Origin of the sequence: Streptomyces sp. NPDC050625 (genome assembly GCF_040654755.1) — a bacterium.
Classification (GTDB): Bacteria; Actinomycetota; Actinomycetes; order Streptomycetales; family Streptomycetaceae; genus Streptomyces.
Genome location: NZ_JBFAIQ010000005.1, coordinates 116,623 through 143,074 on the forward strand (window position 1 = coordinate 116,623; position 26,452 = coordinate 143,074).

Consider the following 26,452-nt stretch of genomic DNA (forward strand, 5'->3'; position numbering starts at 1 on the left):
GATGGCCGCGGGCCCCGCGCGACTCACGGATCTGGCCTGGCCGGACCTCATGGCCCGCCGCCCCCTGGTGCTGCTGCCCCTCGGTTCCTGCGAGCAGCACGGCCCCCACCTCCCCCTCGACACCGACACGGCGGTGGCCGGCGCCGTCGCAGAGCGGGCCGCCGCCCGGCTCCGCGCGGAGGTGGACGTGCTGGTCGCGCCCGCCCAGCCCTACGGGGCCAGCGGCGAGCACGAGGGCTTCCCCGGCACGGTGTCCATCGGCCACGACGCGCTGCGCCTGCTGGTCACCGAGACGGGCCGCTCCCTGCTGCGCTGGGCGGGACGCCTGCTGGTGGTCAACGGACACGGCGGGAACGTGGTGAGCCTGGCCGACGCGGTGACCGGTCTGCGCGGCGAGAGCCGCGACGCGGCCTGGTGGCCGTGTCTGCCGCCGGGGCCCGCGGCGGACACGGACGCCCATGCGGGCCGCACCGAGACCTCGCTGATGCTGCGGCTGCGGCCGGCCGCCGTCCGCGGCGAGCGGGCCGCGGCCGGACCCACCGACCCCGTCCATCTGCTGATGGACCGCCTGGTCGCCGAGTCCGTTCGCGGGGTCAGCCCCTCCGGCGTCCTCGGCGACCCGGCCGGAGCCCGCGCGAGCGAGGGCGAACGGCTCCTCGACCGCATGGCGGACCGCCTAGCCGACGACATCCGCGCCTGGCGGGTCTCCGCGCGGGGCAGGCTCGGCCTGCCCGAGCGGCAGCCGGTCACCGCCCGAACGGGGGACGGGCGGTGACCGGCCGCCGGGTCGCCGTCGTCACCGGCGCCGCACGGGGCATCGGCGCCGCGACCGTACGCCGACTGGCCCGCGAGGGCTGGGCCGTCGTCGCCGTCGACCGGTGCGCGGACGACCCCGACGTGCCCTACCCGCTCGCCGACCCGGAACAGCTGGACCGCCTGGCCCATGGGTTCCCCCTGGTGCGCACGGTCAGGGCGGACGTGCGCGACGCGGCCGCGCTGCGGGCCGCCGTGGAGCAGGCCGAGGGCGAGTTCGGCGGGCTCGACGCCGCCGTGGCCGCCGCGGCGGTCATGCTCGGCGGCGGCCCGGTGTGGGAGCAGACCGACGCGCAGTGGCGGACGCTGCTCGACGTGGACGTGAGGGGCGTGGCCAACCTCGCCCGTGCCGCCGTACCCGCGCTGTTGCGCGGGCCGCAGCCCCGCACCGGCCGGTTCGTCGCGCTCGCCTCGGCCGCCGCGCACCGCGGGCTGTGGGGCCTGGGCGCCTACTGCGCGGCCAAGCACGCCGTGGTCGGCCTGGTCCGTGGCCTCGCCTGCGACCTGCGGGACACCGGGGTGGGCGCGGTCGCCGTGTCCCCGGGTTCCACGCGCACGGACATGCTGCGGGCCACGGCCGACCTGTACGAGCTGCCCGACGTCGACAAGCTCGCCGAGCAGCAGCTGTCCGGGCGGCCTCTGGAGCCGGAGGAGGTGGCCGCGGTGGTGGCCTGGGCCTGCTCGGCCGACTCCTCCGCCGTCACCGGCTCCGTACTCCACGCGGACGGAGGGTTCACGACATGACACGGTTCCTGCGGGACGCGAACACGTCCCGGTACGGACGGCACGCGGGCACGGCCCGGCTCGTCGCGCGTGCGGGCGCCTTCCTGTTCAGCGGGCGCGCGGGCGGGTCCCTGCTCGCCGGGCACGCGGGGACACCCGAGTGGTCCGAGCCGCTGCCGTCCCCGCCGCGGGACCGGCTGCCCGACGGGTTCGCGGTCGAACTCGCCGCCGACACCCACCGCTCCCGCGACGGCCACCTGATGCTCGGCGGCTCACCGCCGAGGCTGCTGCGGCTCGGAGCCGCAGCCGTGCGGCTGCTGGCGGACGGCGGGTTCGGGGTGACGGACGCCGCGAGCGCGGCGCTCGCCCGCCGACTCCTGGACGCGGGCGTCGCCCACCCCCGCCCCCCACTGCACCCGGTCCGCGACACCACCCTTGCGATCCCGGTCCGCGACCGGGCCGACCAACTCGACGGACTGCTGACCGCGTTGCGCGCCGACCCGTCCACCGCCACCCTGCCCGTCCTGGTCGTGGACGACGGCTCGCGGGACCCGGACGCCCTCGTCCGCGTGGCCCGGCGGCACGGCGCCCGGCTGCTCGTGCACCCGCGCAACCTCGGCCCGGCCGCCGCACGCAACACCGCACTGCGCCACGCCGAGACGGCGTACGTGGCGTTCTGCGACTCCGACGTCGTACCCGAACCGGGCTGGCTCGCCCCGCTGCTGGCCCACTTCGGCGACCCGGCGGTGGCTCTCGTCGCCCCCCGGATCGTCGCCCTGCCGGTGCCCGCGCCACGGCGGCTCGACCGCTACGAGCAGATCCGGTCGCCGCTGGACATGGGGTCGCGGGAGGGGCCGGTCGTGCCGGTGTCGATGCTCGGCTACGTCCCGAGCGCGACCATCGTGGTCCGCCGGTCCGCCGTCGGCGCCGGGTTCGCCCCCGGCATGCGGGTCGGGGAGGACGTGGACCTGTGCATGCGGCTGCACCGGGCGGGCTGGCGGCTGCGCTACGTCCCCGACGTGCGCGTGGGCCACCGGCACCGCACCGACCTGCGCGGCTGGCTCGCCCAGCGGGCCGGATACGGCACCGGCGCCGCCGACCTGGCCCTGCGCCACCCCGGCCGGGTGCCGCCGCTGTACGCCGCCCCCTGGTCGCTCGCCGCCTGCGCCCTGCTGCTGCGCGGCAGGCCGGTACCCGCGGCCACCGCGCTGGCGCTGACCGCGCTGACCGCGGTGAAGGTGGCCCGGCGCATGCCGGACGCCGACCAGCCCGCCCGGGCCGGTGCCCTGCTGTCGCTGGCCGCGCTCGGCGGTACGGCCCAGCAACTGCTGAGCTGTGCCACCCGGCACCACTGGCCGGTCGCCGTGGCGGCCGCCGCCGTCAGCCGCCGGGCCCGCTACGGCCTCGCTGCCGCCGCCCTCGCCGAGGGGCTCGCCGACCACCACCGTTCCCGCTCCTCACTGGGCCCGCTCACCCACACGGCGATCCGCCGCCTGGACGACCTGGCCTACGGCTGGGGCGTGTGGCAGGGCGCGCTGCGCCGCCGTACCGCCGCGCCGCTGCTGCCCCGCCTCGCCCTGCCCCTGCGCGGCACGGCCGCGAAGCGCCCCTGGGAGCCCCGCTCCCTCGCGCCAACCTCGCACCAACCCGCCACGGCCACCGTGGAGACCTGGTGACGGACGGGTCGCCCGGCCTCCCGAGACCCGCCCGTCACCCCCACCCACACCTCTGGAGGAACCAGCATGACGCCGCGCTCCGAACTCCGCCCCGCACCCGGCAGCCCGCTCGCGGGTGGGGGCACCTCCCATGCCCTTGAGGCAGTGGGGGAGGCCGAGGAGGTGTCCCGGCTGTACGAGGAGGCGGCCACCGACCGCCTGGCGTTCTGGGCGCGGCAGGCGGAACACCTGCACTGGGAGACCGGCTGGTCCGCCGTCCTGGACCGGACGGACGCGCCGTTCGCCCGCTGGTTCACCGGCGGGAGGCTGAACGTCGCGTACAACTGCGTCGACCGCCACGTCGAGGCCGGTCACGGCGACCGGGTCGCCTTCCACTGGGAGGGCGAGCCGGGCGACACCCGGACCATCACCTACGCCGAGCTGCGGCGCGAGGTGTGCAGGACGGCCAACGCCCTGCTCTCGCTGGGCCTGACGGCCGGGGACCGGGTCGCCATCCAGTTGCCGATGATCCCCGAGGCGGTGTTCGCCATGCTGGCCTGCGCCCGGCTCGGGCTGCCGCACAGCGTGGTCTTCGGCGGGTTCTCGCCGGCCGCTCTCCAGTCGCGCATCGAGGACGCCGGGGCCCGCCTCCTGATCACGTCGGACGGCCAGTACCGCCGGGGCCGGGCCGAGCCGATGAAGGCGAACACCGACGAGGCCACCCGGCACGCACCGAGCGTGGAACACGTCCTGGTGGTCCGGCGCACCGGAACCGACGTGCCCTGGACCGAGGGCCGCGACCTGTGGTGGCACGACCTGGTCGGCGCCCAGCCGGACGAGCACCGGCCGGAGTCCTTCGACGCCGAGCACCCGCTGTTCATCCTCTACACCTCCGGTACGACCGGAAGCCCGAAGGGCATCCTGCACACCTCCGGCGGCTACCTCACCCAGGCCGCGTACACCCACCGCACCGCCTTCGGCCTCGACGCGGACACCGACGTCTACTGGTGCACCGCCGACATCGGCTGGATCACCGGGCACTCCTACATCGTGTACGGACCGCTCGCCAACGGCGCCACCTCGGTGATGTACGAGGGCACGCCCAACACCCCGCACGAGGGGCGGCACTTCGAGATCATCGAGAGGTACGGGGTGTCGGTCTACTACACCGCCCCCACCGTCATCCGCACCTTCATGAAGTGGGGCGAGCAGCTCCCGGCCCGCTACGACCTGTCGTCGATCCGCGTGCTCGGCAGCGTCGGCGAGCCGATCAACCCGGAGGCGTGGCGCTGGTACCGCACGCACATCGGCGCCGACCGCGCGCCGGTCGTGGACACCTGGTGGCAGACCGAGACCGGCGCGATCATGATCGCCCCCCTGCCCGGAGCGGCCCCCGCCAAGCCGGGCTCCGCGCAGCGGCCGGTGCCGGGCATCTCGGCCAAGGTGGTCGACGACCGCGGCGAGGAGGTCGGCAGGGGCGAGAGCGGCTACCTGGTGCTCGACGAGCCCTGGCCCGCCATGCTGCGCGGCATCTGGGGCGACGACGAGCGGTACCGGGAGACGTACTGGTCCCGGTTCGCCGGACAGGGCCACTACTTCGCCGGCGACGGCGCCCGCTACGACGAGGACGGCGACATCTGGCTGCTGGGCCGGGTCGACGACGTCATGAACGTCTCCGGGCATCGCATTTCCACCGCCGAGGTCGAGTCGGCGCTCGTCTCGCACCCCGCGGTCGCCGAGGCCGCGGTGGTGGGGGCGGCGGACGCGACGACGGGGCAGGCGATCGTGGCGTTCGTGATCCCGCGCGACGGCACGGGCCGGTCCGAGGAGGCCGAGGGGTCCGTGGAGGCCGAGGGGTCCGTGGAGGCCGAGGGGTCTGAAGGGTCCGAAGGAGACATCACCCCGGCCCTGCGCGAGCACGTGGCCCGGGAGATCGGCCCCATCGCCAAGCCCCGCCAGATCATCGTGGTCCCCGAGCTGCCCAAGACCCGGTCCGGGAAGATCATGCGGCGGCTGCTGCGCGATGTCGCGGAGAACCGGGAGGTCGGTGACGTCACGACGCTCGCCGACGCCTCCGTGATGGACCTCATCGACGCACACAGCCGTACTCACTGGAAGGCGTGACCCCTGATGCGACTCGTCCTCATCGGCCCTCCCGGAGCGGGCAAGGGCACCCAGGCCGCCCTGCTCGGCCGGCGGTTCGGCATCCCGCACATCTCCACCGGGGACCTGTTCCGGGAGAACGTCGGCCGCGGGACACCACTCGGGCAGGAGGCGCGGCGATACCTCGACGCGGGCGAGCTCGTGCCCGACCACGTCACCGGCGCGATGGTCCGCCGTCGCCTGGAACAACCGGACGCGCGGCGCGGCTTCCTGCTCGACGGCTTTCCCCGCACCGTCGAGCAGGCGCACGCCCTCACCACCATCCTGGCCGCGACCGGAGCGGTCCTGGACGCCGTCGTCGAGTTCGACGCCCCCGAGCACGTCGTGGTGGAACGCCTGCGCGGCCGTGGCCGGTCCGACGACACCGAGGAGGTCATCCGGCACCGCCAGCAGGTCTACCGGCGGCAGACGGCCCCGCTCCTCGCCCATTACGCGGACATCGTGCTCACCGTGCGGGCCGTCGGAGCCGTCGAGGAGATCAACGACCGGGCAATGGAGGCTCTCTCGAACCTGTCCGGAGCGGCGTGAGCGGTTCCCCTTCGTGATGGGGGTCGTGGCCGATGAGCTGGGTAGTCGAACGTCATGCGGGTGAGCGTGGTGGACGCGGGATCCAATACGGTCCGACTGGTGGTTGCCGACGCGGAGGGAGGTGTGCCGCTGCCGGTCCACACCGTCAAATGGCGACTGCGCCTGTCCGAACAGGTCGAGCCCGACGGGACGATCGGCGAGGAGGCGGTGGCGCGGCTGGTGAAGGCCGTCGCCGCGGCGGGCGGTGCGGCTGAGCGGTGGCGGGCGGCCGGCCCGCTGGCGTTCGCGACCACGGTCGTGCGCAACGCCCCCAACCGTCAGGAGGTACTGGACCGGGTGCGGTCGGAGACGGGCATCCGGATGTGCACCCTGCCGGGGGAGACGGAGGCACGGCTGACGTTCCTGGCGGCCCGCCGCTGGATGGGCTGGCAGGCCGGTCCCCTCGCGCTCCTCGACATCGGGGGCGGCTCGCTGGAGGTGGCCTTCGGGCGCGGCCGCCTGCCCGACTTCGCCGCCTCCCTCCCGCTCGGCGCGAACCGGCTGACCCGGGAGTTCCTCGGCGCCCAGGATCCGCCCGCCCAGGCCGAGTTGAAGGAGTTACGGCGCAGGGTGCGCCATGAGCTGCGGGATGTCGCGGCGCGGGTCCGCTGGGAGGGCCCGCGCACCGCCGTCGTCACCTCCCGCACCTTCCAGCAGCTGGCCCGGTTGTGCGGTACCGCCCCCGGACGCCATGGCCCCTTCGTCCAGCGCGACATGCTCCGCGGCGATCTGCGCCGGGCCATCGGGGCGCTCGCGGCCCTCCCCGCGGCCGAACGCGCCCAGTTGCCCGGGATCTCCGCGCCCCGTGCCGCCCAGAGCCTGGCCGGAGCCCTCGTCGGGCACACCGCCATGAAGCTGATGGGCCTGCGCAGGGTCGCCGTCTGCCCCTGGGCCATCCGTGAAGGAGTCCTGCTCCGCTATATCGAGGACGGCGCCGATTGGTGGGCGGACGTCACCAGCGACATCGGCACCGATGCTGCCCTCGGGCCGCCCACCGCACTCCGTATCGCCACCCCGCCTGCCCAGGCGGATGTTCCACGTGAAACATCGCTGTGGGGCGAAAGACCCTGAAGTCTTCCGCCCCACGGCGATGTTCGCGACGACGGATGTCGGCGGCGGTCAGTGGCGGTGCTTGTCGTCCTTCGCCGCCTGCTCCTCGGCCTCCTTGGCCTGCACCTCGGGGTCGAGACTGCCGTCCACTGACGACAGACGGCCGGACTCGGGCACCTCCGTGGCGGCGGGCGGTTCCACCAGCCAGTCGGGGTTGGTCTGCTTGTCCCACCACTTCCAGGCGACGAAGGCACTGGCCGCCACGGCACCCAGCACGACCAGCACCTTGGCGACACGGCCGGCCTTCTCCCGCCGCTCGTGCCTGCGGACCAGCTTCTGGATCTCCTCCGGTGAGACCTGACCGCGCAGCGCGGCCAGCGCGGCTACACCCCGCGCGGTGGCCTCGTCACGCATCGGCCCCGCCGCCGCGACGGCCTGCTCGATCCTCGGCCGCGAATAGTCGGCGGCCTGCCGGGCAGCCTTGCGGGTGAGGACGGCCGCGTCGTGCGCGGCCTGGTCGACCTTCGGCGGTACATGGGTAAGCGCCTGTTCCAGGCGCGGTGCGAGATGGGCGTCGTACTGGACGCGGGCCTGCTCGGCGGCCTGGGACACCACGGGCGCAAGCCGTACGCGCGCCTCCTGCGCGTAGTACGAGGCACGCTCCTTGGCCGTGTCGGCGTAGGGCGCCACCACTTCCGCGGCGTGCAGCACGCTGTCCTTCGCCGAGCCGGTCGCGGCGCGCACGCTGTCAATGCGGGTCACGGCTTCCTCCTCCTCGGTGGCGTACGGTATTTCGACTTTCCACACTTTTACGGATCATGCCTGTCAAGCATCTGCGCGGCACGCGAGGGAGGGCATACGGGTGCTGATGCACTCGATCAAGCGCAAGCGAGAATGAATGACGAATTCTGGACAACAGGAGCTTGTCGTCGACAATGCCACGGATCGTCCCCGTGCGCTCCCGCCCAGTGAGGACTCGACCTGTTTTCCGCAAGCGATTCGCGCGGATGAGCGCGCATCGACCTCGGCCGGGCGACGCCATGGCCCGGCCGTGCAAGGATCGTGGGATCACAGGAAGACAACGGAAGGCAGATCGTGGCCGAGCAGCTCTACGCCACCCTGAAGACCAACCACGGCGACATCGAGATCCGGCTGTTCCCGAACCACGCGCCGAAGACGGTCAGGAACTTCGTCGAACTCGCCCAGGGTGAGCGCGAGTGGACCCACCCCGAGACCGGCGTGAAGAGCACGGACCGGCTCTACGACGGCACGATCTTCCACCGGGTGATCAGCGGCTTCATGATCCAGGGCGGTGACCCGCTCGGCACCGGCATCGGCGGTCCCGGCTATGAGTTCGAGGACGAGTTCCACCCCGACCTCTCCTTCAACAAGCCCTATCTGCTCGCCATGGCCAATGCCGGCCCGGCCACCAACGGCTCGCAGTTCTTCATCACCGTCGGCCCGACCACATGGCTGAACCGCAAGCACACCATCTTCGGCGAGGTCGTCGACCCGGCCGGCCAGAAGGTCGTCGACGCCATCGCCAACGTGCCCACCACGCGCCCCAACGACCGGCCGGTCAACGACGTCGTCATCGAGTCGGTCGTCATCGAGAAGCGCCAGGGCTGAGCCGAGCGGCTCGCCCATTTCTCCTGGAGGGAACCAAACGCCCCGCTCGTCCGTAAGGATGAGCGGGGCGGTGTCATTGCCCACCACGACCGAGGGGATCTCATGGACCAGGCTGCAGACAGCGCGCAGGACGCCCAGCGCGTGCCGGTGTGCTATCGGCACCCGGACCGCGAGACCGGCGTCCACTGCACCCGGTGCGAGCGTCCGATCTGCCCCGAGTGCATGGTCAGCGCATCCGTGGGCTTCCAGTGCCCCGAATGCGTCCGCACCGGCTCGGGCACGGGGCACTCCCCGGCCGCGTCCCGGCCCCGGACGGTCGCGGGAGGCACGGTCAGTGCCGACCCCCGGCTGGTCACCAAGGTGCTGATCGGCCTCAATCTGGCCTTCTTCCTGGTCCAGCTCGCCGTGGGCGACCGCTTCACCGACCGGTTCGACCTGATCGGCCAGGCCTACGTCCCGCTTCTCGGCTCGGTCCAGGGCATTGCGCACGGCCAGGTGTACCGGCTGCTGACCGCGATGTTCCTGCACGCCAGCTTCATCCACATCCTGTTCAACATGCTCAGCCTGTGGTGGATCGGCGGCCCCCTGGAGGCGGCCCTCGGCCGGGCACGGTACCTCGCGCTGTACTTCGTCTCGGGACTGGCCGGCAGCGCCCTCAGCTATCTGCTGGCCGCACCCAACCAGCCCTCGCTGGGCGCCTCCGGAGCGATCTTCGGCCTCTTCGGCGCGACCGCCGTCCTGATGCGGCGGCTCAACTACGACATGCGCCCGGTCATCGCCCTGCTGGTGATCAACCTCATCTTCACCTTCAGCTGGAGCGGCATCGCCTGGCAGGCCCATATCGGCGGTCTTGTCGCGGGCCTCGTGTGCGGCTACGCCATGGTCCATGCCCCGCGCCGGCACCGGAACCTGATCCAGTACGGCACCTGTGCGCTGTTCCTGGTCGCGGTCGTGGTCCTGACGCTGCTCAGGACCGCACAGCTCACCTGATACCGAACCGTTGTCCACAGCGTGTGTCGGATCTTGTGCACGCTGTGCGGGAACAGCTGTGCCCCCTGCCGCTCAGGTGTGTTTTCCCAGGTCGGACAGGGGGCGAACAAGCTTGCGGTCGCCGGTAGGCCAGTCACACCGGTGTCAACACTCGATGAGTTATCCACAGATCGTCGTTCTTTTTCCCCACTGTGGAAAACAGCTGTGGATAACTCAGCGGATAGCCCTGGGCAGAGCTGTGTTCACCCGGAGGTGGCCGCTACTTCCACTGCGTGGAGACGCCGAATCCCGCCGCGATGAAGCCGAAGCCGACCACGATGTTCCAGTTGTCGAGCTTGTCGATCGGCAGCGAACCGTCGGTCACATAGAACACGACGATCCAGGCCAGGCCGATGAGGAACATCGCCAGCATGACCGGTGCGACCCAGGCGCGGTTGTTCAGCTTGAGGGCCGTCGCCTGCTTCGCGGGCGGCGGCGTGTAATCGGCCTTCTTGCGGATACGTGACTTCGGCACGAGGGTCTCTCCTGTCGATGCGCTGCGTGGCCGCGCAGGGAACTGGGTCGGTCCGGGGCAGCGTACAAGGGGACACTTAGCGCTCCCCCGGGCGTCAGTTAGCGTAGTGCTTCCGCGGCGCCGAAGGAGATAAGGGTACGTTGAGCAATTCTGCCGACTCCCCCGGGACGGGATCAACGGGTTCCGGCCCTGCTTCCGCATCCCGTGTCCGGCCGGTGCGGATCCTCACCGCGGCCGTCTTCGCCCTCGCCGGGCTCATTTTCTTCACCAGTTTCAACACGGCCAAGGGCACCGACATCCGTACGGACGCCTCCATGCTGAAGCTCTCCGACCTGATCCAGGAGCGCAGCCACAAGAACAAGGGGCTGGACGAGTCCAACGCGACCCTGCGCGACAGCGTGGAGTCGCTGGCCCAGGGCGACGACGGCTCCACGGAGGCCGAGGACCGCAGGCTCGCGGCGCTGGAGAAGAACGCGGGCACCCAGAAGCTGACCGGCAAGGCGATCACGGTCACCCTCAACGACGCCCCGCCGAACGCCACCGCCAAGCTCCCCGGCTACCCCGAGCCACAGCCCGACTACCTGGTCATCCACCAGCAGGACCTCCAGGCGGTGGTCAACGCCCTCTGGAAGGGCGGTGCCCAGGGGATCAAGGTCATGGACCAGCGGCTGATCTCCACCAGCGCGGTGCGCTGCGTGGGCAACACGCTGATCCTCCAGGGCCGCGTCTACTCACCGCCGTACAAGATCACCGCGGTCGGGGACCCGGACAAGCTGCAGAAGGCGCTCGCGGCGAGCCCGGCGATCCAGAACTACATGGTGTACGTCAACGTCTACGGCCTCGGCTGGAAAGTCACCGAGGACGGGACGGTGACTCTTCCCGGCTACTCGGGCACAGTGGATCTGCACTACGCGAAGCCCGTGCAGTAGCCGTCCGTCCAGGAGCCGCCGGTGCGCGTGATCGTCAGGTCCGTCAGCGAGCTCTGCATCACCGTCGGCGCGCTGATCGTGCTGTTCGTCGTCTATGTGCTGTTCTGGACCGGGGTGAAGGCCGACAGCGTCATGAACGACCAGATCGACCAGTTACAGCGGGAGTGGTCGAAAGGGGCGGCCGAGCACCCGGCGGTAGGCCCCGGAGCCTCTTCGAGCCCGGCCAGGCCCGCGGCGTACCACTACGGCAAGCCCTTCGCGATCATGTACATCCCGCGGCTCGGTTTCACGTGGAACAAACCCGTGCTGGAGGGCACCGGCACGGACGTGCTGAAGAAGGGCCTCGCCCACTACGCCCGCACCGCCCGGCTGGGCCAGGAGGGCAACTTCGCGGTCGCCGGTCACCGGCGTACCTACGGTGATCCGTTCAAGGACTTTCCCGAGCTGCGCCCGGGGGACGCGGTCGTACTGACGAACGGGACGACCTGGTTCACGTATCGGATCGACAAAGGCCCTTACAAAACAGTTCCGACGGACGTTGAAGTGATCGACCCTGTGCCACGTAAGTCGGGGTATACGCGTCCAGGCCGCTATCTCACACTGACCACGTGCGATCCGGAATGGGGGCACAGTCACAGGCTGATCGTCTGGGCGCACCTGGACTCCACACAGCCTGTGGAGGCAGGCAAACCGAAGGCTCTGCGCCGTTAGTCTGGTGGCTGTACGGCGTGAGTCAGGTGCCGTGGCGCGACGGAAGGGACGGCATGTACGGCTGGATCTGGCGGCATCTGCCGGGCAATGCGTGGGTGAGGGCGCTGATCTCACTCGTGCTGGTCCTGGCCGTGGTCTATGTCCTGTTCCAGTACGTCTTCCCGTGGGCCGAACCGCTGCTGCCCTTCAACGATGTGACGGTGGACAACCAGTGAGTGCGCGGATTCTCGTCGTCGACAACTACGACAGCTTCGTCTTCAACCTGGTCCAGTACCTGTACCAGCTGGGCGCCGAGTGCGAGGTGCTGCGCAACGACGAGGTGTCGACGGCGCACGCCCAGGACGGCTTCGACGGCGTGCTGCTGTCACCGGGCCCCGGCACCCCGGAGCACGCCGGCGTCTGCGTGGACATGGTCCGCCACTGCGCGGCCACCGGGGTGCCCGTCTTCGGCGTCTGCCTCGGCATGCAGTCGATGCAGGTGGCGTACGGCGGTGTGGTGGACCGCGCGCCGGAGCTGCTGCACGGGAAGACCTCCCCGGTCGAGCACGAGGGCAAGGGCGTCTTCGCCGGACTGCCCTCGCCCTTCACGGCGACCCGCTACCACTCGCTGGCCGCCGAGCCGGCCACGGTTCCCGCGGAGCTGGAAGTCACGGCCCGTACCCACGACGGGATCATCATGGGCCTGCGACACCGTGAACTCCCGGTCGAGGGTGTGCAGTTCCACCCCGAGTCGGTGCTGACCGAGCACGGGCACCGGATGCTGGCGAACTGGCTGGTGGAGTGCGGGGACCAGGGCGCGGTGGCGAGGTCGGCGGGGCTCGCCCCGGTGGTGGGCAGGGCCACGGCGTGACCGCGCTGCGCCCGGAGCGCGAGACCGATGCCTCGTACGGGGATCAGTCGTACGGGGCTTCCGGTGCGCTCGGGGACCAGTACGGGCAGGGGGGCTACGGAGAGCCGTATCTGCCCCCGGTCGACGAGGAGACGGTGGCCCTCCGTCTGCCGGACTCGCCGCCGGGGACCGGGAGCAACGCCACATACGCCTCTGGCGCCTCATCCGCCTCCTCACCCACCGGAACCCCGGTGGGCGGCCGGGCGGCCCGCAGAAAGGCCGCCAAGCGGCGTGGCGGGCGTCATGGCGGTGCGGCGAGGGCGCCGGAGCCGCGGAGAGAGGAGAACGGGGCCGGGGCGCCGCTCTCCCGAGTGGAGGCCCGGCGCCAGGCGCGGGCGCGCAAACCGGGCGCTGCCGTCGTCGCGAGCCGCGCGATAGGCGAGGTGTTCATCACCACCGGCGTGCTGATGCTGCTGTTCGTCACCTACCAGCTGTGGTGGACGAACGTCCGGGCCCATGCACAGGCGGGCCAGGAGACGAGCAGCCTGCAGAACGAATGGGCGAGCGGAAAGCGGGAACCGGGCACGTTCGAGCCGGGGCAGGGTTTCGCCATCCTGCACATTCCCAAGCTGGACGTGGTGGCGCCGATAGCGGAGGGCGTCAGCAACAAGAGGGTGCTCGACAAGGGCATGGTGGGGCACTACGGCGAGAGCCCGCTGAAGACCGCGATGCCGAGCGCGAAGACCGGCAACTTCGGTCTGGCGGCACACCGCAACACGCACGGCGAGCCGTTCCGGTACATCAACCGGCTCCAGCCGGGCGACGACGTCGTGGTCGAGACCCAGGACACGTACTACGTCTACAAGATGACGTCGATGCTGCCGGTGACGGCGCCCAACAACACGAGCGTGCTGGACCCGATCCCCAGGGGGTCCGGCTTCACCCGGCCGGGCCGCTACATCACCCTCACCACGTGTACGCCGGAGTTCACCAGCAAGTACCGGCTGATCGTCTGGGGCAAGATGGTCGAGGAACGGCCGCGCAGCAAGGGCAAGCCGGATGCGCTCGTCGAGTAAGGGCAGATGAACAGTGGCAGCGACCGCCGACGACACCGAAGAGCAGACGGACACGCCGGAGGCGGCGCCGGTACGGCGGCGCCGGGGCACCGGCCGTATCGCCACGGCGGTCAGCGTCTTCGGTGAACTCCTCATCACGTCGGGCCTGGTGCTCGGCCTGTTCGTCGTCTACTCCCTGTGGTGGACGAACGTCGTCGCCGACCGGCAGGCGGACCAGCGCGGTGACAAGGTCCGCGACAGCTGGGCCCACGACACCGGCCCCGGCGCGCTGGACACCAAGGACGGCATCGGCTTCCTGCACGTGCCGTCGATGCACAACGGCGAGGTCCTGGTCGAGAAGGGCACGTCGACGAAGGTCCTGAACGACGGTGTGGCCGGCTACTACACGGACCCGGTGAAGGCGACCCTCCCCATGTCCGGCAAGAAGGGCAACTTCACCCTCGCCGCCCACCGCGACGGCCACGGCGCCAAGTTCCACAACATCGACAAGGTGGAGAAGGGCGACCCGATCGTCTTCGAGACCAAGGACAAGTGGTACGTCTACAAGGTCTACGCCGTGCTCGACGAGACCTCGAAGTTCAACGTCAAGGTCCTCGCCCCGGTCCCGAAGGAATCCGGCAGGAAGAAGCCGGGCCACTACATCACCCTGACGACGTGCACACCGGTCTACACGAGCCGGTACCGCTATGTGGTGTGGGGCGAACTGGTCCGCGTGGACAAGGTGGACAGCAAGCGGACACCGCCGGAAGAGCTGCGCTGACCGATGCGGGCGCGGTGATGTGACACAGCAGAGCCCCGGCACTCCCGTGTGAGGAGTGCCGGGGCTCTGTCTGTCGTGGCGGCAGCCCGGTCAGCCGATGGTGCCGCCGAAGAGGGTGCCACCGCCGTCGTTGCCGCCGTTGTTGCCGCCGTTGCCGAAGCCCACGGTCGTCAGGGTGATCGTGGTGCTGTTCGGATCGGCCGCGCTGCCCGCGCCCGGGTCCTGCTGGCTGACGAACGCGTTGTCGTCCTGCGAGCTGCCGTCGGCGAACTGGATGTTCTTGAAGCCGTTCTGCTGCAGGATCTTCTTGGCGTTCTTCACGGTCTGACCCACGACGTTCGGCACCTGCGACTGCTGCTGGGCCTTGCCGACCTGGATCTGCACCGTGGAGTTCTTGTCGACCTGCTGACCGGCCTGCGGGTTGGTCGAGATGACCTTGCCGACCTGGTTCGGGTCGCTGGTGTCCACCTCGACACAGTTGCCGGTCAGGTTGTTGGCCGTCATCTGGGCCTTCGCGGCGTCACAGGTCTGGCCGGTGACGTCCGGGACGGTCGACTTCTGCGCGGCCTTGGCGATCGTGAGGGTGATCGTGGAGCCCTTCTGGATCTGCTTGCCGTCCACCGGGTTCTGCTCAAGGACGGTGCCCGGGTCTTCCGTGGACTCCCGGGTCTCGGTCTCGACCTTGAACTGGTAGTCGTCGCCCTCCAGCTTCGACTTGGCCTCGTCGATGCTGAGCCCGATCACGCTGGGCATGGTGACCTTCGGCGCGCCCGTCGAGACCACCAGATTGACGGTGGAGCCCTTCTTGACCTTCGTGTTGGGAAGCGGGTCCTGGGAGCAGACCTTGCCCTTGGTCTGGTCGTCGCAGGGCTTCTTGGTGAACGACAGCTTCAGGCCGATGTTGTTGGCCATGGTCTTGGAGTCGGGCACGGTGTGGTCGATGAAGCTCGGCGTGCTGACCTTGCTGTTGTCCGCCCCGCTCCCGCTGAACGCGTACTTCCCGATCAGGATCGCGCCGACCAGCACCAGGATGCCCGCCACGACGAGGAGAATCGTGGAGGTGTTGTTCTTCTTCGGCTGGCGGCGCCGGTCGGGGCGGTCGTCGTAGCCGTAGCCGCCGTCGTCCGGGTTCATCGGCGGCAGCATCGTCGTGGCGCCGGCGTCCGCGCGCAGGGCCGTCGTCGGCTGGTCGTCGGGGTAGCCGCCGTAGCCGACCGAGCCCATGGCCGCCGTGGCCGCCACCGGCTGGCCGTCGAGGCAGGCCTCGATGTCGGCGCGCATCTCGTCGGCGGACTGGTAGCGGTAGTTCGGGTCCTTGACCAGCGCCTTCAGGACGATGGCGTCCATCTCGGGCGTGATCTCGGGGTCGAAGACGCTCGGGGCCTGCGGTTCCTCGCGGACGTGCTGGTAGGCGACCGCGACCGGGGAGTCCCCGACGAACGGCGGCCGTACCGTCAGCAGCTCGTAGAGCAGGCAGCCCGTCGAGTAGAGGTCCGAGCGCGCGTCGACCTGCTCGCCCTTCGCTTGCTCCGGGGAGAGGTACTGGGCGGTGCCGATGACGGCCGCCGTCTGCGTCATCGTCATGCCGGAGTCGCCCATGGCGCGGGCGATGCCGAAGTCCATGACCTTGACCTGGCCGTTGCGCGTCAGCATGACGTTCGCCGGCTTGATGTCACGGTGCACGATGCCGCTGCGGTGGGCGTACTCCAGGCCCTGGAGGATGCCGATGGTCATTTCCATCGCACGCTCGGGCAGGAGCTTGCGACCGCTGTGCAGCAGCTCACGAAGCGTGGACCCGTCGACGTACTCCATCACGATGTACGGGATCGAGACCCCGTCGATGTAGTCCTCGCCCGTGTCGTAGACCGCCACGATCGCGGGATGGTTGAGCGAGGCGGCCGACTGGGCCTCCCGGCGGAAGCGGGCCTGGAAGGACGGATCACGCGCGAGGTCCGCGCGCAGCGTCTTCACCGCCACGGTGCGGCCGAGGCGGGTGTCATGTGCGAGGTAGACCTCCGCCATGCCACCGCGGCCGAGCACCTGGCCCAGCTCGTACCGGCCGCCGAGGCGACGCGGCTCTTCCATAGCTACCTACCAGCCCTCTCCGTCGGGTCTCGGCCGCGCACGTCCGTGCGCGGCCGGAGGCTGCCGTCCGGGCCTACCGTACCCGGCTGGCGCTGTGTGACCTGGCCAAGCCCGTCACCCGATACAGGACCGGTATCGCAACGTGCACCGATGTGAAGGGGACGTGAGCGGGGTCACTCACTTCTTGGACGCGATGACCGCCTCCATCACGCTCTTGGCGATCGGTGCCGCGAGGCCGCCGCCGGAGATGTCGTCGCGGTTGGCGTTGTCGTCCTCGATCACGACGGCCACGGCGACCGGCGAGCTGCCGTCGCTGAGCTTGGCGTACGAGATGAACCAGGCGTAGGGGTTCTCGCTGTTCTCCACACCGTGCTGGGCGGTACCGGTCTTGCCACCCACGGTGACGCCGCCGATCTGCGCGTTCTTGCCGGTGCCGTCCTTGACGACCGTCTCCATCATCTGCTGCAGGATCTGCGCGTTCTTCGCCGACAGCGGCTCGCTGAGCTGCTGCGGCTCGGTGGTGGCCACGGTGTCCAGGTTCGAGGACTGGAGCTTGTCGACCATGTACGGCTTCATGAGCTTGCCGCCGTTGGCGACGGCCGAGGCGACCATGGCCATCTGCAGCGGGGTCGCGGCGGTGTTGTACTGGCCGATCGAGGACAGCGCGGTCTGCGACTGGTTCATGTTGTCGGAGAACACGGAGGCGCTGGAGCGGGTCGGGACGAACTGCTCCTCGTCGAAGCCGAACTTCTTCGCCTCCGCCAGCATCTTGTCGTTGCCGAGGTCGGAGCCGATCTTGCCGAAGACGGTGTTGCAGGAGTACTGCAGCGCGACGCGCATGGTCGCGTTCTTGCAGGGGATGCTGCCCTCGTTCTTCAGCTCGGTGGTGGTGCCCGGCATGGTCCACGGCAGCGGCGACTTGGTGTTCGTGTCGGCGTCCGGGTACAGGTTGTTCTCCAGCGCGGCCGCCGCCGTGACCACCTTGAAGGTGGAGCCCGGCGGGTAGGTCTCGCGCAGCGCCCGGTTCAGCATCGGGTCGGCGGGGTTGTACTTCTTCTGGAGCTTCTTCCAGGCATCGGCGTCGCTGTTCCGGTCACCCGCGAAGGTCGAGGGGTCGTACGACGGGTACGACGCCAGCGCCAGGATCTTGCCGGTGGACGGCTCGAGGGCGACCACCGCGCCCTTGCCGCCCTGCTTCGCCAGGCCGCTGAACGCCGCCTTCTGCGCGGCCCCGTTCAGCGTGGTCACGACATTGCCGCCCTGCTGCGGCTTGCCCGTGATCATGTCGAGGGTCTTGCGGAAGAAGAGCCGGTCGTCGTTGCCGGTGAGGATGCCGTCCTCGATCTTCTCCAGGAAGCTGCCGTCGAAGGCCTGCGAGGAGTAGCCGGTGACCGGGGACCACATGGCCCCGTTCTTGTAGGTGCGCTTGTACTTGTAGTCGCCGCTCTTGGTCTCGACCGAGCCGGTTATCGGGTTGCCGTCGACGATGATGTCGCCGCGCGGGTACGCGTACCGCTCGATGGCCACACGGCGGTTCTTCGGGTCGGTGCGCAGTTTGTCGGCCTGGACGTACTGAAGCCAGTTGTCACGGATCAGCAGCGCCAGGACCAGGAGTCCGCAGAAGATCGCGATTCGGCGCAGTGGCTTGTTCACGTCCGGCCTTTCCACAAGCTAACAGGTGCGCCTGTTTGCTTCAGTCTCTCGGTGTCGCTGGTGCTGGCGCTCATCCTTGGCCGCCCACAGTCTAGAGGCAGTGACTGTGCCTCCAGGCGGGGCAGTCGACAACGACTGATCAATAGACGTACTGGAGGGGCGGAGGGTTCCAGTAAGAGCGGACGGCTTCCGGACCGGCGGGTGCCGGGACCGGAAGCCGTCCGTCAGAGGTGCGAGGTGATCACGATCACCCGGTGGGACCGGCGCTTCCGGGGCGCACGATCTGGGTCATCTCGGCGTCGGGGTTGGCGACGGGGGTGGGCGCCGGGCGGCGGGCCGTGTCGCTGATGCGGATCAGGATGCCGATCAGCGCCCAGTTGGCCAGCACGGACGAACCGCCGGAGGCCAGGAACGGCATGGTCATACCGGTGAGCGGGATGAGGCCCATCACACCACCGGCCACCACGAACACCTGAAGGGCGAAGGCGCCGGACAGGCCGACGGCGAGCAGCTTGCCGAACGGGTCGCGGGCGGCGAGGGCGGTGCGTACACCGCGTTCCACGATCAGGCCGTAGACCAGCAGGATCGCCATGATGCCGGCCAGGCCCAGCTCCTCGCCGAAGGTGGCGAGGATGAAGTCGGAGTTGGCGGCGAACCGGATGAGCTCGGAGTGGCCCTGGCCCCAGCCGGTGCCCAGGGTGCCGCCGGAGCCGAAGGCCCACAGGGCCTGCTGCAGCTGGTCGGAGTGGGCGATGCCGTCGTGGGTCACGATGCGGCTGAGCTCGTACTCGCGCATCGGGTTGAGCCAGGCCTGGACACGCGTCTGGATGTGGGGCTCGAAGCTCGCCACGCCGACGGCGCCGACCGCGGACATCAGCAGACCGAAGACGATCCAGCTGGTCCGCTCGGTGGCGACGTACAGCATGACGACGAACATGCCGAAGAACAGGAGCGAGGTACCGAGGTCGGTCTCGAAGACCAGGATGAGGATCGACATCGCCCAGACGACGAGGATCGGGCCGAGGTCGCGGCCGCGCGGCAGGTAGAGGCCCATGAAGCGGCGGCTGGCGAGGGCCAGGGCGTCGCGCTTCACCATCAGGTAGCCGGCGAAGAAGACGGCGAGGATGATCTTCGCGAACTCGCCGGGCTGCAGCGTGCCCAGGCCAGGGACCCTGATCCAGATCTTGGCGCCGTAGAGGCCGGCCCCGAGGCCGGGTACCAGTGGCAGGAGGAGCAGGATCAGGGCGCCGAACATGGAGATGTACGTGTAGCGCTGCAGGACACGGTGGTCCTTCAGGAAGATCAGCACGACGACGAACAGGGCGATGCCCAGCGCGGTGTACAACAGCTGGCGGGGCGCCGCGTGACCGGTCTGACCGATCGCCCGCAGCAGCTTGGACTGGTCGAGCCGCCAGATGGCGACCAGTCCGAGCCCGTTCAGCAGCGTGGCGAGCGGCAGCAGCAGCGGGTCGGCGTACGGGGCGAACTTCCGCACACCGAGGTGGGCGACGCCGGCCAGCAGGCCGAGGCCGAGCCCGTAGCCCAGCAGGCCGGTGGGCACCTCGTTGTTGATGGCCAGGCCCACGTTGGCGTACGCGAACACCGGGATGACCACGGCGAACACCAGCAGCGCCAGCTCGGTGTTGCGCCGGCTCGGTGCGCCGATGGCGCCGATCGTGGACGTGTGGTGCGTCGAACTGTTGGAAGTGCTGCTCATCGTGTGACGGGGCCTCTCACGGCTTGCCTACTGCTTACCGCACAGCGAGACGACCTTCTGCTCATCCTCCGAGAGCGTGGGCCCGGGGCTGGGAGTCGCGGTCGCGGACGGGGTCGAGGACGGAGACTTCGAAGGGGACGTCGAGGACGGTGCCGAGTTCGACGGGTTGGGTGTCGGTGAGGCCTTGGACGTGAGGGAGGTACGCGTGGTTCCCGTGGTGCCCCCGGCCTCGCCCTGGCCCGTCTTGGCGTTCTTCTCGCTCTCGGCGGCCGTGCGCTCGGCCTCCTTCTTGCACGCGGAGGCCTGCACGGACAGCTCCTGGACCTTCGACTGGGCCGTGGCGAGGTCGCTCCGCGGGATCGTGTTCTTGACCTGCTTCTGCTGGTAGGGCGGCAGGTACTTGAGTTCGATCTCGGGGTGGTCCTTCTCGACCTTCGACAGTGACACCCAGGCCAGGTCCTGGTTGATGCCGCGGTACAGCGCGACGTGCTCGCCCTTCGCGCCGACGTAGTACTGCGTCTGCGTCCAGCGGTAGCCGCCGTACAGACCGCCGCCGATGACCGCGAGGGCGAGACCGCCGTAGAGGGATCTCTTCAGCCACCTGCGGCCCTTGCGCGGCTTGATGAAGTCGTCGTCGGTGTAGTCGCCGAAACTGCCCTCCGGCACGTAGCCGGTGGTGTCGCCGGAGCCGGGCGGGCCGAACTCGCCGCCGCCCTGGCCGTGGCCCTGGCGGCCGAGGTGGGAGGCGCGGCCGGCCGGGGTCTGCATAATGCCGTTGTCGTGCAGGTGGTGCTGGTTCTCGGCGACCGCGCCGACCACCACCGGGGTGTCGGACAGCTGGCCGGCGAGGGTGTCTCCGGTGTCCAGGTCGAGGACGTCGGCGACGATGACGGTGATGTTGTCCGGGCCGCCGCCGCGCAGCGCGAGCTGGATCAGCTCCTGCACGGTCTCCTGCGGGCCCTGGTAGCTGGCGAGGGTCTCCTCCATCGTCTGATGGGAGACGACGCCGGAGAGGCCGTCGGAGCAGATCAGATAGCGGTCGCCGGCGCGGACCTCGCGGATCGACAGGTCGGGCTCGACATGGTCGCCGCTGCCCAGTGCCCGCATCAGGAGGGACCGCTGCGGGTGCGTGGTCGCCTCTTCCTCGGTGATCCGGCCCTCGTCGACGAGACGCTGCACCCAGGTGTGGTCCTGGGTGATCTGCGTGAGCACACCGTCACGGAGCAGATAGGCGCGGGAGTCGCCGACGTGGACGAGGCCGAGCCGCTGCCCGGTCCAGAGCAGGGCGGTGAGCGTGGTGCCCATGCCCTCCAGCTGGGGGTCCTCCTCGACCATGGCGCGCAGCTGGTCGTTGGCGCGCTGCACGGCGGCGCCGAGGGAGGTGAGGATGTCGGAGCCGGGCACGTCGTCGTCGAGCGTGACCAGCGTCGAGATCACCTCGGAGGAGGCGACCTCACCGGCGGCCTGGCCGCCCATGCCGTCGGCGATGGCGAGCAGGCGGGGACCGGCGTAACCGGAGTCCTCGTTGCCCTCCCGGATCATGCCTTTGTGCGATCCGGCGGCGAAGCGCAGTGACAGACTCATGCGCACCTCGCCCGTCGGCTCCGGGTACATCCGCACGGTGCCCACCCTCCGGTCGGGAGCGCGCCGACGGCCGGTTTGCGGTCCGCCGTTGCGTGCTCGCTCCGCTCGCTCATTGTCGTACTACTTCCGCAGCTCGATGACGGTCTTGCCGATGCGGATCGGCGCGCCCAGCGGGATCGGTGTGGGGGTCGTCAGCCGGGACCGGTCCAGGTATGTGCCGTTGGTGGAGCCGAGGTCCTCGACGATCCACTGACCGTCGCGGTCCGGGTAGATCCTGGCATGGCGGCTGGAGGCGTAGTCGTCGTCCAGCACGATCGTGGAGTCGTGTGCGCGGCCCAGGGTAATGGTCTGGCCCTGGAGAGCCACCGTCGTGCCCGTGAGGGTGCCCTCGGAGACGACCAGCTTGGTGGGGGCGTTGCGGCGCTGACGGCCGCCGGCCTGCTGGCCGCGCTGCTGCGGGGGCGCGGCCTGCTGCTGCCGTGCGGCCTGCTGCGGCCGTGCCGCCTCCCTGCGCGACCCGCGCTGGGTGACGCGCGTACCGAACAGGTCGCTGCGGATGACCTGCACGGCCACGATCACGAACAGCCACAGTACGGCCAGGAAACCCAGCCGCATGACCGTGAGGGTCAGCTCTGACATTGCCCCCGCTTCACCCTTCGGCTTGCCGGTAAATGATGGTGGTGCTGCCCACGACGATCCGCGAGCCGTCGCGGAGCGTAGCGCGGGTGGTGTGCTGCCCGTCCACCACGATGCCGTTGGTGGACCCGAGATCCTGGATCGTCGAGGGCGTTCCGGTCCGGATCTCACAGTGCCGGCGGGAGACGCCGGGGTCGTCGATCCGCACGTCGGCTTCGGTGCTGCGGCCCAGCACCAGCGTCGGGCGGGAGATCTGATGGCGGGCGCCGTTGATCTCGATCCAGTAGCGGGTGCGGCCGCCGCTCGCGTGGGCGGCCGGGGGCCGCTGGGCGGCGGGCTGCGGGTATCCGTAGCCGCCGGGCCGGCCGCCGGGCGGCGGCGCGGACGGCATGGGCGGGGCTCCCGCGGGCGCGGCGGCCGGCGGGTAGCCGTAGCCGCCAGGGGCGCCCTGGCCGGGCCTGCCGGCCGGCGGGGCCTGCTGGCTGCTGGAGGAGGCGAGCGTACGGCTGCGCACCCGGTACAGACCGGTGTCCAGGTCGTTCGCCTTCTCCAGGTTGACCTTGATCGGCCCCATGAAGGTGTAGCGCTGCTGCTTCGCGTAGTCACGCACCATTCCGGCGAGCTCGTCCCCGAGCTGGCCGGAGTAGGGGCTGAGGCGCTCGTGGTCCGGCGCGCTCAGCTCCACGATGAAGTCGTTGGGTACGACGGTCCGGTCGCGGTTCCAGATGGTCGCGTTGTTGTCGCACTCCCGCTGGAGCGCTCCGGCGATCTCGACGGGCTGGACCTCGGACTTGAACACCTTGGCGAAGGTGCCGTTGACCAGACCTTCGAGACGCTGCTCGAACTTCTTCAGGACTCCCATGGGGCACCTCCTCCGTCGCTGCTTCCCTACTGCCTTGCCTGGTACTGCTTACTGATCGTATCCACGCGCCCGGCAAACAGCCGGTTCCCCGAGCGGGCCCCCTTCGAACTCTCTCTGTCAAGGATCGTAGAGGCGGGCCACGACCAGTGTCCCGCACCTGACTGTGGACCCGGTCCGCCTCCTGGGGAGATGACGGGGACCGGTACGAGGTTGATACGTGAACCGGTACTGCCTGATACCTGGTCCAGGGTGCCCGTCCCGGGCCGGAACAAGGGATGTGAACCCACCCTGTCCGACGTGCTAATGTTCTGGATGTCGGAAGGGGCCGCCCCGAAAGGGACGGAGACGGAAGACACACCCAATGCGCGGGTGGCGGAATAGGCAGACGCGCTGGATTCAGGTTCCAGTGCCCGCAAGGGCGTGGGGGTTCAACTCCCCCCTCGCGCACAGTGGCAAGGGCTCATCGTGATCACGGTGGGCCCTTTGTCGTGTTTGCGGCGTATTTCACACTGTGATGAGTCTCTCAGGTCCGCAGGGGCGGGCGGACAACTCGCCCGCGGGGCCCGGTCCTTCGTCGTCGCCGGGTCGCCCGGGGGTTCGGGATTTCCACAGGCGCTGAGTTGTCCACAGGGTCTGACGCGTTTCGGCCACCGGTTGTACGGTCTGCACGAGTTGATGTTCGGGCGAGTACGTGTGTGGACGCGGGGGAGGCGGTCGCGGTGACCGAGGCCGGAGCGGCAGTGGGGGAGTCGGCGCGGAGGGCGGGGCGGCTGCCCCGGGTGCGTGGATTCGCCCAGTGGCCGTCGCAGGGTTCGCCCAAGGAGCAGGGCAAGGCGCTGCGCACGAGCGTTCCGCGCCGCACGCACAGCGCCCTGGACCTGGACGGCTCGCGGCCCGACGCGGTGAGCGCGGTCGAGGAGTCCAACCGGGGCCGCATCCCCGGGCTCACGCCGATACGGGTGGGCAGGATGGCCGCGACCCCCTTCGCCTTCCTGCGCGGCTCGGCCGGCCTCATGGCGTACGACCTCGCGCGCACCCCCATGACCCGGATAGGCACCCAGATCTGCGGCGACGCGCACGCGGCCAACTTCGGCCTGTACGGCGACGCCCGCGGCGGCCTGGTCATCGATCTGAACGACTTCGACGAGACCGTGCACGGCCCCTGGGAGTGGGACCTCAAGCGGCTCGCCGCCTCGCTGGTGCTGGCCGGCCGGGAAGCGGGTGCCGACGAGGACATGTGCCGCAAGGCGGCGGCCGACGCGGTGGGGGCGTACCGGCGCACCATGCGGCTGCTCGCCAAGCTGTCGGTGCTGGACGCGTGGAACGCCATCGCGGACGAGGAACTCGTCTCGTACACCGACGCCCATGATCTGCTCGGGACGCTGGAGCGGGTCTCGGAGAAGGCGCGGGCCAACACCAGCGGGCGGTTCGCGGCGAAGTCGACCGAGGCCGCCGAGGACGGGGGCCGCCGTTTCGTCGACGCCCCGCCGGTGCTGCGGCGCGTGGAGGACGCGGAGGCGGCGGCGGTGGCCGCGTCCCTGGAGCCCTATGTGGAGACGCTCTCGGAGGACCGGCTGCCGCTCCTGGCCCGGCACGCGGTGCACGACGTGGCGTTCCGGGTGGTCGGCACGGGCAGTGTGGGCACCCGCTCGTATGTCGTCCTGCTCCTGGACCACCGCGGTGAACCGCTGGTCCTCCAGGTGAAGGAGGCCCGTCCGTCGGCGCTGGTCCCGCATCTGGCGACGGCCGGCTTCGACGCGGCGCCCGTCGGCCACGAGGGCCGCCGGGTGGTGCTGGGCCAGAAGCGCATGCAGGTGGTCAGCGACATCCTGCTGGGCTGGACGACGGTGGACGGCCGGCCCTTCCAGGTCCGGCAGTTCCGCAACCGCAAGGGCAGCGTCGACCCGGCGGCCCTGTCCGCCGACCAGGTGGACGACTACGGCCGGATGACCGGCGCCCTGCTGGCCCGCGCCCACGCCCACAGCGCCGACCCCCGGCTGATCGCCGGCTACTGCGGCAAGAACGAGGAGCTCGACGAGGCCATGGCCGCGTTCTCGATCGCCTATGCCGACCGCACGGAGGCGGACCACGCGGACCTGGTGACGGCGGTGCGGTCGGGGCGGATCGCGGCCGAGATGGGGGTGTGACGGCTCCGGGGAGCGAAGGGCCGGACGCGCGGTGAGGCGGGGCGAACCGGGCGGCGCCGGGGGTGACGGGTTTGGGCCGTGGCCTACGCTGGTCGGGTGACGACCCCGGAAGCTGATCAGTCCCAGGCACCGCGGCCCGAGGAGCGGCTGGAGCGGGCCGTGCGGGCCGCCGAGCAGGCCTTGATCGACTATGAGATCGCGGTGGAGACCTTCCGCGTCGAGGTCGAGAACTTCTCCCGGCTGCACGACCAGAAGCTCGGTCCGATGTACACCCGGCTGGAGGAGCTGGACGCCCGGATCGCCGAGGCCAAGGCCGCCCGCACCGGCGACCCGGAGGACATCCGGCTCGCCGAGGAGGCCCGGGCCCGGGTCATGCCGATCCCCGGCGTCGAGGAACTGCTGAACGGCTGGATGGACGGCTACGGCCTGTTCCCGGAGGCCTCGGCGATGCTCACGGACCAGGCGGTACGGCCTCCGGAGCGGGTGCGCCCGAGCGAGGAGGCCCGCAAGCTCTACCGCGAGCTGGCCCGCAAGGCCCACCCCGATCTGGCGCAGGAGGAGGACGAGCGCACACGGCGCGAGGAGTTCATCACCCGCGTCAACGCCGCCTACGCCCGCGGCGACGAGGCGCTGCTGCGCGAGCTGGCCGAGGAGTGGGCCGCGGGACCGGCCCCCGCCGAGCCGGGCCCGAGCCGCAGCGAGGAGCTCTACGCCCGCCTCGAATGGCTGGCTCAGCGCAAGGAACTCCTCACCCTGATCGCCCGGGAACTGGAGGACACCGCGATCGCGGCGATGCTCCGCCTGGCCCCGGACGACCCCGACGCCCTCCTGGACGAGATCGCCGAGAAGCTCCGCGCCGATGTGGCGGAGCGGGAGGCGGAGCTGGCGGGGCTGCTGGGGCAGGAGTAGCGCGGCCCGACCGCGGTGTGTGTTCGGGTAGCGTCGGAGGCATGAGTTTTGCAGCGCGTGTACCCACGGTCGGGGTCGTGGACCTCAAGGACGGCGACTTCCTGCTGGACGTCCGCGAGGACGACGAGTGGCGGGCCGGCCATGCCGAGGGGGCGCTGCACATCCCCATCAGTGAGTTCGTGGCCCGCTACGGCGAGCTGACCGAGGCGGCTCCGCAGGACGGCCGGGTCCATGTGATCTGCCGGTCCGGCGGACGCTCGGCCCAGGTCACGATGTATCTGGTCCAGCAGGGCATCGACGCCGTGAACGTCGACGGCGGCATGGAGGTCTGGCAGGCGGCCGGCCGCCCGGTCGTCACCGACGCGGGCCAGCCGGGCTTCGTCCTCTAGATCACAGGTCCTCTGGTAGATCACAGGCCCTCTGGGTGGATCACGGACCCCCGGGGTGTCG

The 26,452-nt window shown here is 70.5% G+C and carries 25 protein-coding genes and 1 tRNA gene; 18 read left to right on the forward strand and 8 right to left on the reverse strand.

Annotation, left to right across the window (positions count from 1 at the left end; translation table 11 throughout):
• The first annotated feature begins 1 nt into the window (after position 1).
• From mftE to AB0I54_RS13830, 6 genes are all read left to right on the forward strand, one after another.
• On the forward strand, positions 2-775 hold the full coding sequence (gene mftE / locus AB0I54_RS13805; protein ID WP_363296183.1) for a mycofactocin biosynthesis peptidyl-dipeptidase MftE: 774 nt from the start codon (positions 2-4) through the stop codon (positions 773-775).
• A complete protein-coding gene (locus tag AB0I54_RS13810) occupies positions 772-1,557 on the forward strand; it encodes a mycofactocin-coupled SDR family oxidoreductase (RefSeq protein ID WP_363296184.1) in 786 nt (261 codons plus the stop codon). Before mftE ends, AB0I54_RS13810 begins: the two co-directional genes overlap by 4 nt.
• Entirely contained in the window at positions 1,554-3,212 is a 1,659-nt protein-coding gene (gene mftF, locus AB0I54_RS13815; protein ID WP_363296185.1) for a mycofactocin biosynthesis glycosyltransferase MftF, read from the forward strand. Before AB0I54_RS13810 ends, mftF begins: the two co-directional genes overlap by 4 nt.
• Positions 3,213-3,278: 66 nt before the next feature.
• A complete protein-coding gene (gene acs / locus AB0I54_RS13820) occupies positions 3,279-5,315 on the forward strand; it encodes an acetate--CoA ligase (RefSeq protein WP_363296186.1) in 2,037 nt (678 codons plus the stop codon).
• 6 nt (positions 5,316-5,321) lie between these two features.
• A complete protein-coding gene (locus AB0I54_RS13825) occupies positions 5,322-5,882 on the forward strand; it encodes an adenylate kinase (protein WP_363296187.1) in 561 nt (186 codons plus the stop codon).
• A gap of 54 nt (positions 5,883-5,936) precedes the next feature.
• Entirely contained in the window at positions 5,937-6,992 is a 1,056-nt protein-coding gene (locus AB0I54_RS13830) for a Ppx/GppA family phosphatase (protein WP_363296188.1), read from the forward strand.
• Between the two features lie 48 nt (positions 6,993-7,040).
• Here AB0I54_RS13830 and AB0I54_RS13835 read toward each other — a convergent pair whose 3' ends face one another.
• Positions 7,041-7,733 carry a DUF5324 family protein gene (locus AB0I54_RS13835; protein ID WP_363296189.1) on the reverse strand — a complete coding sequence of 231 codons (693 nt, stop codon included), beginning with the start codon at positions 7,731-7,733 and terminating at the stop codon, positions 7,041-7,043.
• Positions 7,734-8,066: 333 nt separating this feature from the next.
• On the opposite strand from AB0I54_RS13835, the gene AB0I54_RS13840 reads away from it, so the two are divergent.
• Both AB0I54_RS13840 and AB0I54_RS13845 read left to right on the forward strand, forming a co-directional pair.
• Entirely contained in the window at positions 8,067-8,600 is a 534-nt protein-coding gene (locus AB0I54_RS13840; protein ID WP_363296512.1) for a peptidylprolyl isomerase, read from the forward strand.
• 102 nt (positions 8,601-8,702) lie between these two features.
• Positions 8,703-9,590: a rhomboid family intramembrane serine protease gene (locus AB0I54_RS13845; protein WP_363296190.1), complete on the forward strand. Its 888-nt coding sequence runs from the start codon at positions 8,703-8,705 to the stop codon at positions 9,588-9,590.
• Positions 9,591-9,849: 259 nt separating this feature from the next.
• On the opposite strand, the gene crgA is transcribed toward AB0I54_RS13845, so the two are convergent.
• Positions 9,850-10,104 carry a cell division protein CrgA gene (crgA, locus tag AB0I54_RS13850; RefSeq protein ID WP_363296191.1) on the reverse strand — a complete coding sequence of 85 codons (255 nt, stop codon included), beginning with the start codon at positions 10,102-10,104 and terminating at the stop codon, positions 9,850-9,852.
• Between the two features lie 140 nt (positions 10,105-10,244).
• On the opposite strand from crgA, the gene AB0I54_RS13855 reads away from it, so the two are divergent.
• The 6 genes from AB0I54_RS13855 to AB0I54_RS13880 are packed head-to-tail and all read left to right on the forward strand — an operon-like array spanning position 10,245 to position 14,409.
• Complete coding sequence (locus tag AB0I54_RS13855; protein WP_363296192.1) at positions 10,245-11,033, forward strand: DUF881 domain-containing protein; 789 nt, start codon at positions 10,245-10,247, stop codon at positions 11,031-11,033.
• A 21-nt stretch (positions 11,034-11,054) separates the two neighbouring features.
• Positions 11,055-11,744, forward strand: a complete 690-nt coding sequence (locus AB0I54_RS13860; RefSeq protein WP_363296193.1) for a class E sortase — start codon at positions 11,055-11,057, stop codon at positions 11,742-11,744.
• A gap of 17 nt (positions 11,745-11,761) precedes the next feature.
• Entirely contained in the window at positions 11,762-11,959 is a 198-nt protein-coding gene (locus tag AB0I54_RS13865) for a hypothetical protein (protein WP_363296194.1), read from the forward strand.
• Entirely contained in the window at positions 11,956-12,594 is a 639-nt protein-coding gene (locus tag AB0I54_RS13870; protein WP_363296195.1) for an aminodeoxychorismate/anthranilate synthase component II, read from the forward strand. Before AB0I54_RS13865 ends, AB0I54_RS13870 begins: the two co-directional genes overlap by 4 nt.
• Positions 12,591-13,649 (forward strand): class E sortase, encoded by a 1,059-nt coding sequence (locus AB0I54_RS13875; RefSeq protein ID WP_363296196.1) that lies wholly within the window; start codon positions 12,591-12,593, stop codon positions 13,647-13,649. Before AB0I54_RS13870 ends, AB0I54_RS13875 begins: the two co-directional genes overlap by 4 nt.
• Before the next feature lie 13 nt (positions 13,650-13,662).
• Entirely contained in the window at positions 13,663-14,409 is a 747-nt protein-coding gene (locus AB0I54_RS13880; protein ID WP_363296197.1) for a class E sortase, read from the forward strand.
• Between the two features lie 90 nt (positions 14,410-14,499).
• Here the strand turns inward: AB0I54_RS13880 and pknB are convergent, their stop codons facing one another.
• From pknB to AB0I54_RS13910, 6 genes are all read right to left on the reverse strand, one after another.
• Positions 14,500-16,494: a Stk1 family PASTA domain-containing Ser/Thr kinase gene (gene pknB / locus AB0I54_RS13885; RefSeq protein WP_363296198.1), complete on the reverse strand. Its 1,995-nt coding sequence runs from the start codon at positions 16,492-16,494 to the stop codon at positions 14,500-14,502.
• 177 nt (positions 16,495-16,671) lie between these two features.
• Positions 16,672-18,147 carry a penicillin-binding transpeptidase domain-containing protein gene (locus tag AB0I54_RS13890; protein ID WP_363296199.1) on the reverse strand — a complete coding sequence of 492 codons (1,476 nt, stop codon included), beginning with the start codon at positions 18,145-18,147 and terminating at the stop codon, positions 16,672-16,674.
• A 247-nt stretch (positions 18,148-18,394) separates the two neighbouring features.
• Positions 18,395-19,864: an FtsW/RodA/SpoVE family cell cycle protein gene (locus tag AB0I54_RS13895; protein WP_363296200.1), complete on the reverse strand. Its 1,470-nt coding sequence runs from the start codon at positions 19,862-19,864 to the stop codon at positions 18,395-18,397.
• Between the two features lie 27 nt (positions 19,865-19,891).
• Positions 19,892-21,478 carry a Stp1/IreP family PP2C-type Ser/Thr phosphatase gene (locus tag AB0I54_RS13900; protein ID WP_363296513.1) on the reverse strand — a complete coding sequence of 529 codons (1,587 nt, stop codon included), beginning with the start codon at positions 21,476-21,478 and terminating at the stop codon, positions 19,892-19,894.
• Between the two features lie 90 nt (positions 21,479-21,568).
• Positions 21,569-22,087 (reverse strand): FHA domain-containing protein, encoded by a 519-nt coding sequence (locus tag AB0I54_RS13905; protein ID WP_263210673.1) that lies wholly within the window; start codon positions 22,085-22,087, stop codon positions 21,569-21,571.
• Positions 22,088-22,097: 10 nt separating this feature from the next.
• Positions 22,098-22,946 (reverse strand): DUF3662 and FHA domain-containing protein, encoded by an 849-nt coding sequence (locus AB0I54_RS13910; RefSeq protein ID WP_363296201.1) that lies wholly within the window; start codon positions 22,944-22,946, stop codon positions 22,098-22,100.
• 363 nt (positions 22,947-23,309) lie between these two features.
• Here AB0I54_RS13910 and AB0I54_RS13915 point away from each other — a divergent pair.
• The 4 genes from AB0I54_RS13915 to AB0I54_RS13930 all read left to right on the forward strand — a co-directional run bounded on the left by AB0I54_RS13915 (position 23,310) and on the right by AB0I54_RS13930 (position 26,391).
• Positions 23,310-23,393: transfer RNA gene (locus tag AB0I54_RS13915), tRNA-Leu, on the forward strand.
• A gap of 272 nt (positions 23,394-23,665) precedes the next feature.
• Positions 23,666-25,093: a DUF2252 domain-containing protein gene (locus AB0I54_RS13920; protein WP_363296202.1), complete on the forward strand. Its 1,428-nt coding sequence runs from the start codon at positions 23,666-23,668 to the stop codon at positions 25,091-25,093.
• Between the two features lie 96 nt (positions 25,094-25,189).
• Positions 25,190-26,002, forward strand: a complete 813-nt coding sequence (locus tag AB0I54_RS13925; protein ID WP_363296204.1) for a hypothetical protein — start codon at positions 25,190-25,192, stop codon at positions 26,000-26,002.
• A 41-nt stretch (positions 26,003-26,043) separates the two neighbouring features.
• On the forward strand, positions 26,044-26,391 hold the full coding sequence (locus AB0I54_RS13930; protein WP_363296205.1) for a rhodanese-like domain-containing protein: 348 nt from the start codon (positions 26,044-26,046) through the stop codon (positions 26,389-26,391).
• Positions 26,392-26,452: the final 61 nt, after the last annotated feature.

Coding starts and splice junctions, on each gene's coding strand:
- acs (WP_363296186.1), top strand. CDS start 3,279: ATGACGCCGCGCTCCGAACTCCGCCCCGCACCCGGCAGCCCGCTCGCG.
- AB0I54_RS13825 (WP_363296187.1), top strand. CDS start 5,322: ATGCGACTCGTCCTCATCGGCCCTCCCGGAGCGGGCAAGGGCACCCAG.
- mftE (WP_363296183.1), top strand. CDS start 2: ATGGCCGCGGGCCCCGCGCGACTCACGGATCTGGCCTGGCCGGACCTC.
- AB0I54_RS13910 (WP_363296201.1), bottom strand. CDS start 22,946: ATGGGAGTCCTGAAGAAGTTCGAGCAGCGTCTCGAAGGTCTGGTCAAC.
- AB0I54_RS13905 (WP_263210673.1), bottom strand. CDS start 22,087: ATGTCAGAGCTGACCCTCACGGTCATGCGGCTGGGTTTCCTGGCCGTA.
- AB0I54_RS13900 (WP_363296513.1), bottom strand. CDS start 21,478: ATGTACCCGGAGCCGACGGGCGAGGTGCGCATGAGTCTGTCACTGCGC.
- AB0I54_RS13930 (WP_363296205.1), top strand. CDS start 26,044: ATGAGTTTTGCAGCGCGTGTACCCACGGTCGGGGTCGTGGACCTCAAG.
- AB0I54_RS13895 (WP_363296200.1), bottom strand. CDS start 19,864: ATGAGCAGCACTTCCAACAGTTCGACGCACCACACGTCCACGATCGGC.
- AB0I54_RS13845 (WP_363296190.1), top strand. CDS start 8,703: ATGGACCAGGCTGCAGACAGCGCGCAGGACGCCCAGCGCGTGCCGGTG.
- AB0I54_RS13830 (WP_363296188.1), top strand. CDS start 5,937: ATGCGGGTGAGCGTGGTGGACGCGGGATCCAATACGGTCCGACTGGTG.
- pknB (WP_363296198.1), bottom strand. CDS start 16,494: ATGGAAGAGCCGCGTCGCCTCGGCGGCCGGTACGAGCTGGGCCAGGTG.
- mftF (WP_363296185.1), top strand. CDS start 1,554: ATGACACGGTTCCTGCGGGACGCGAACACGTCCCGGTACGGACGGCAC.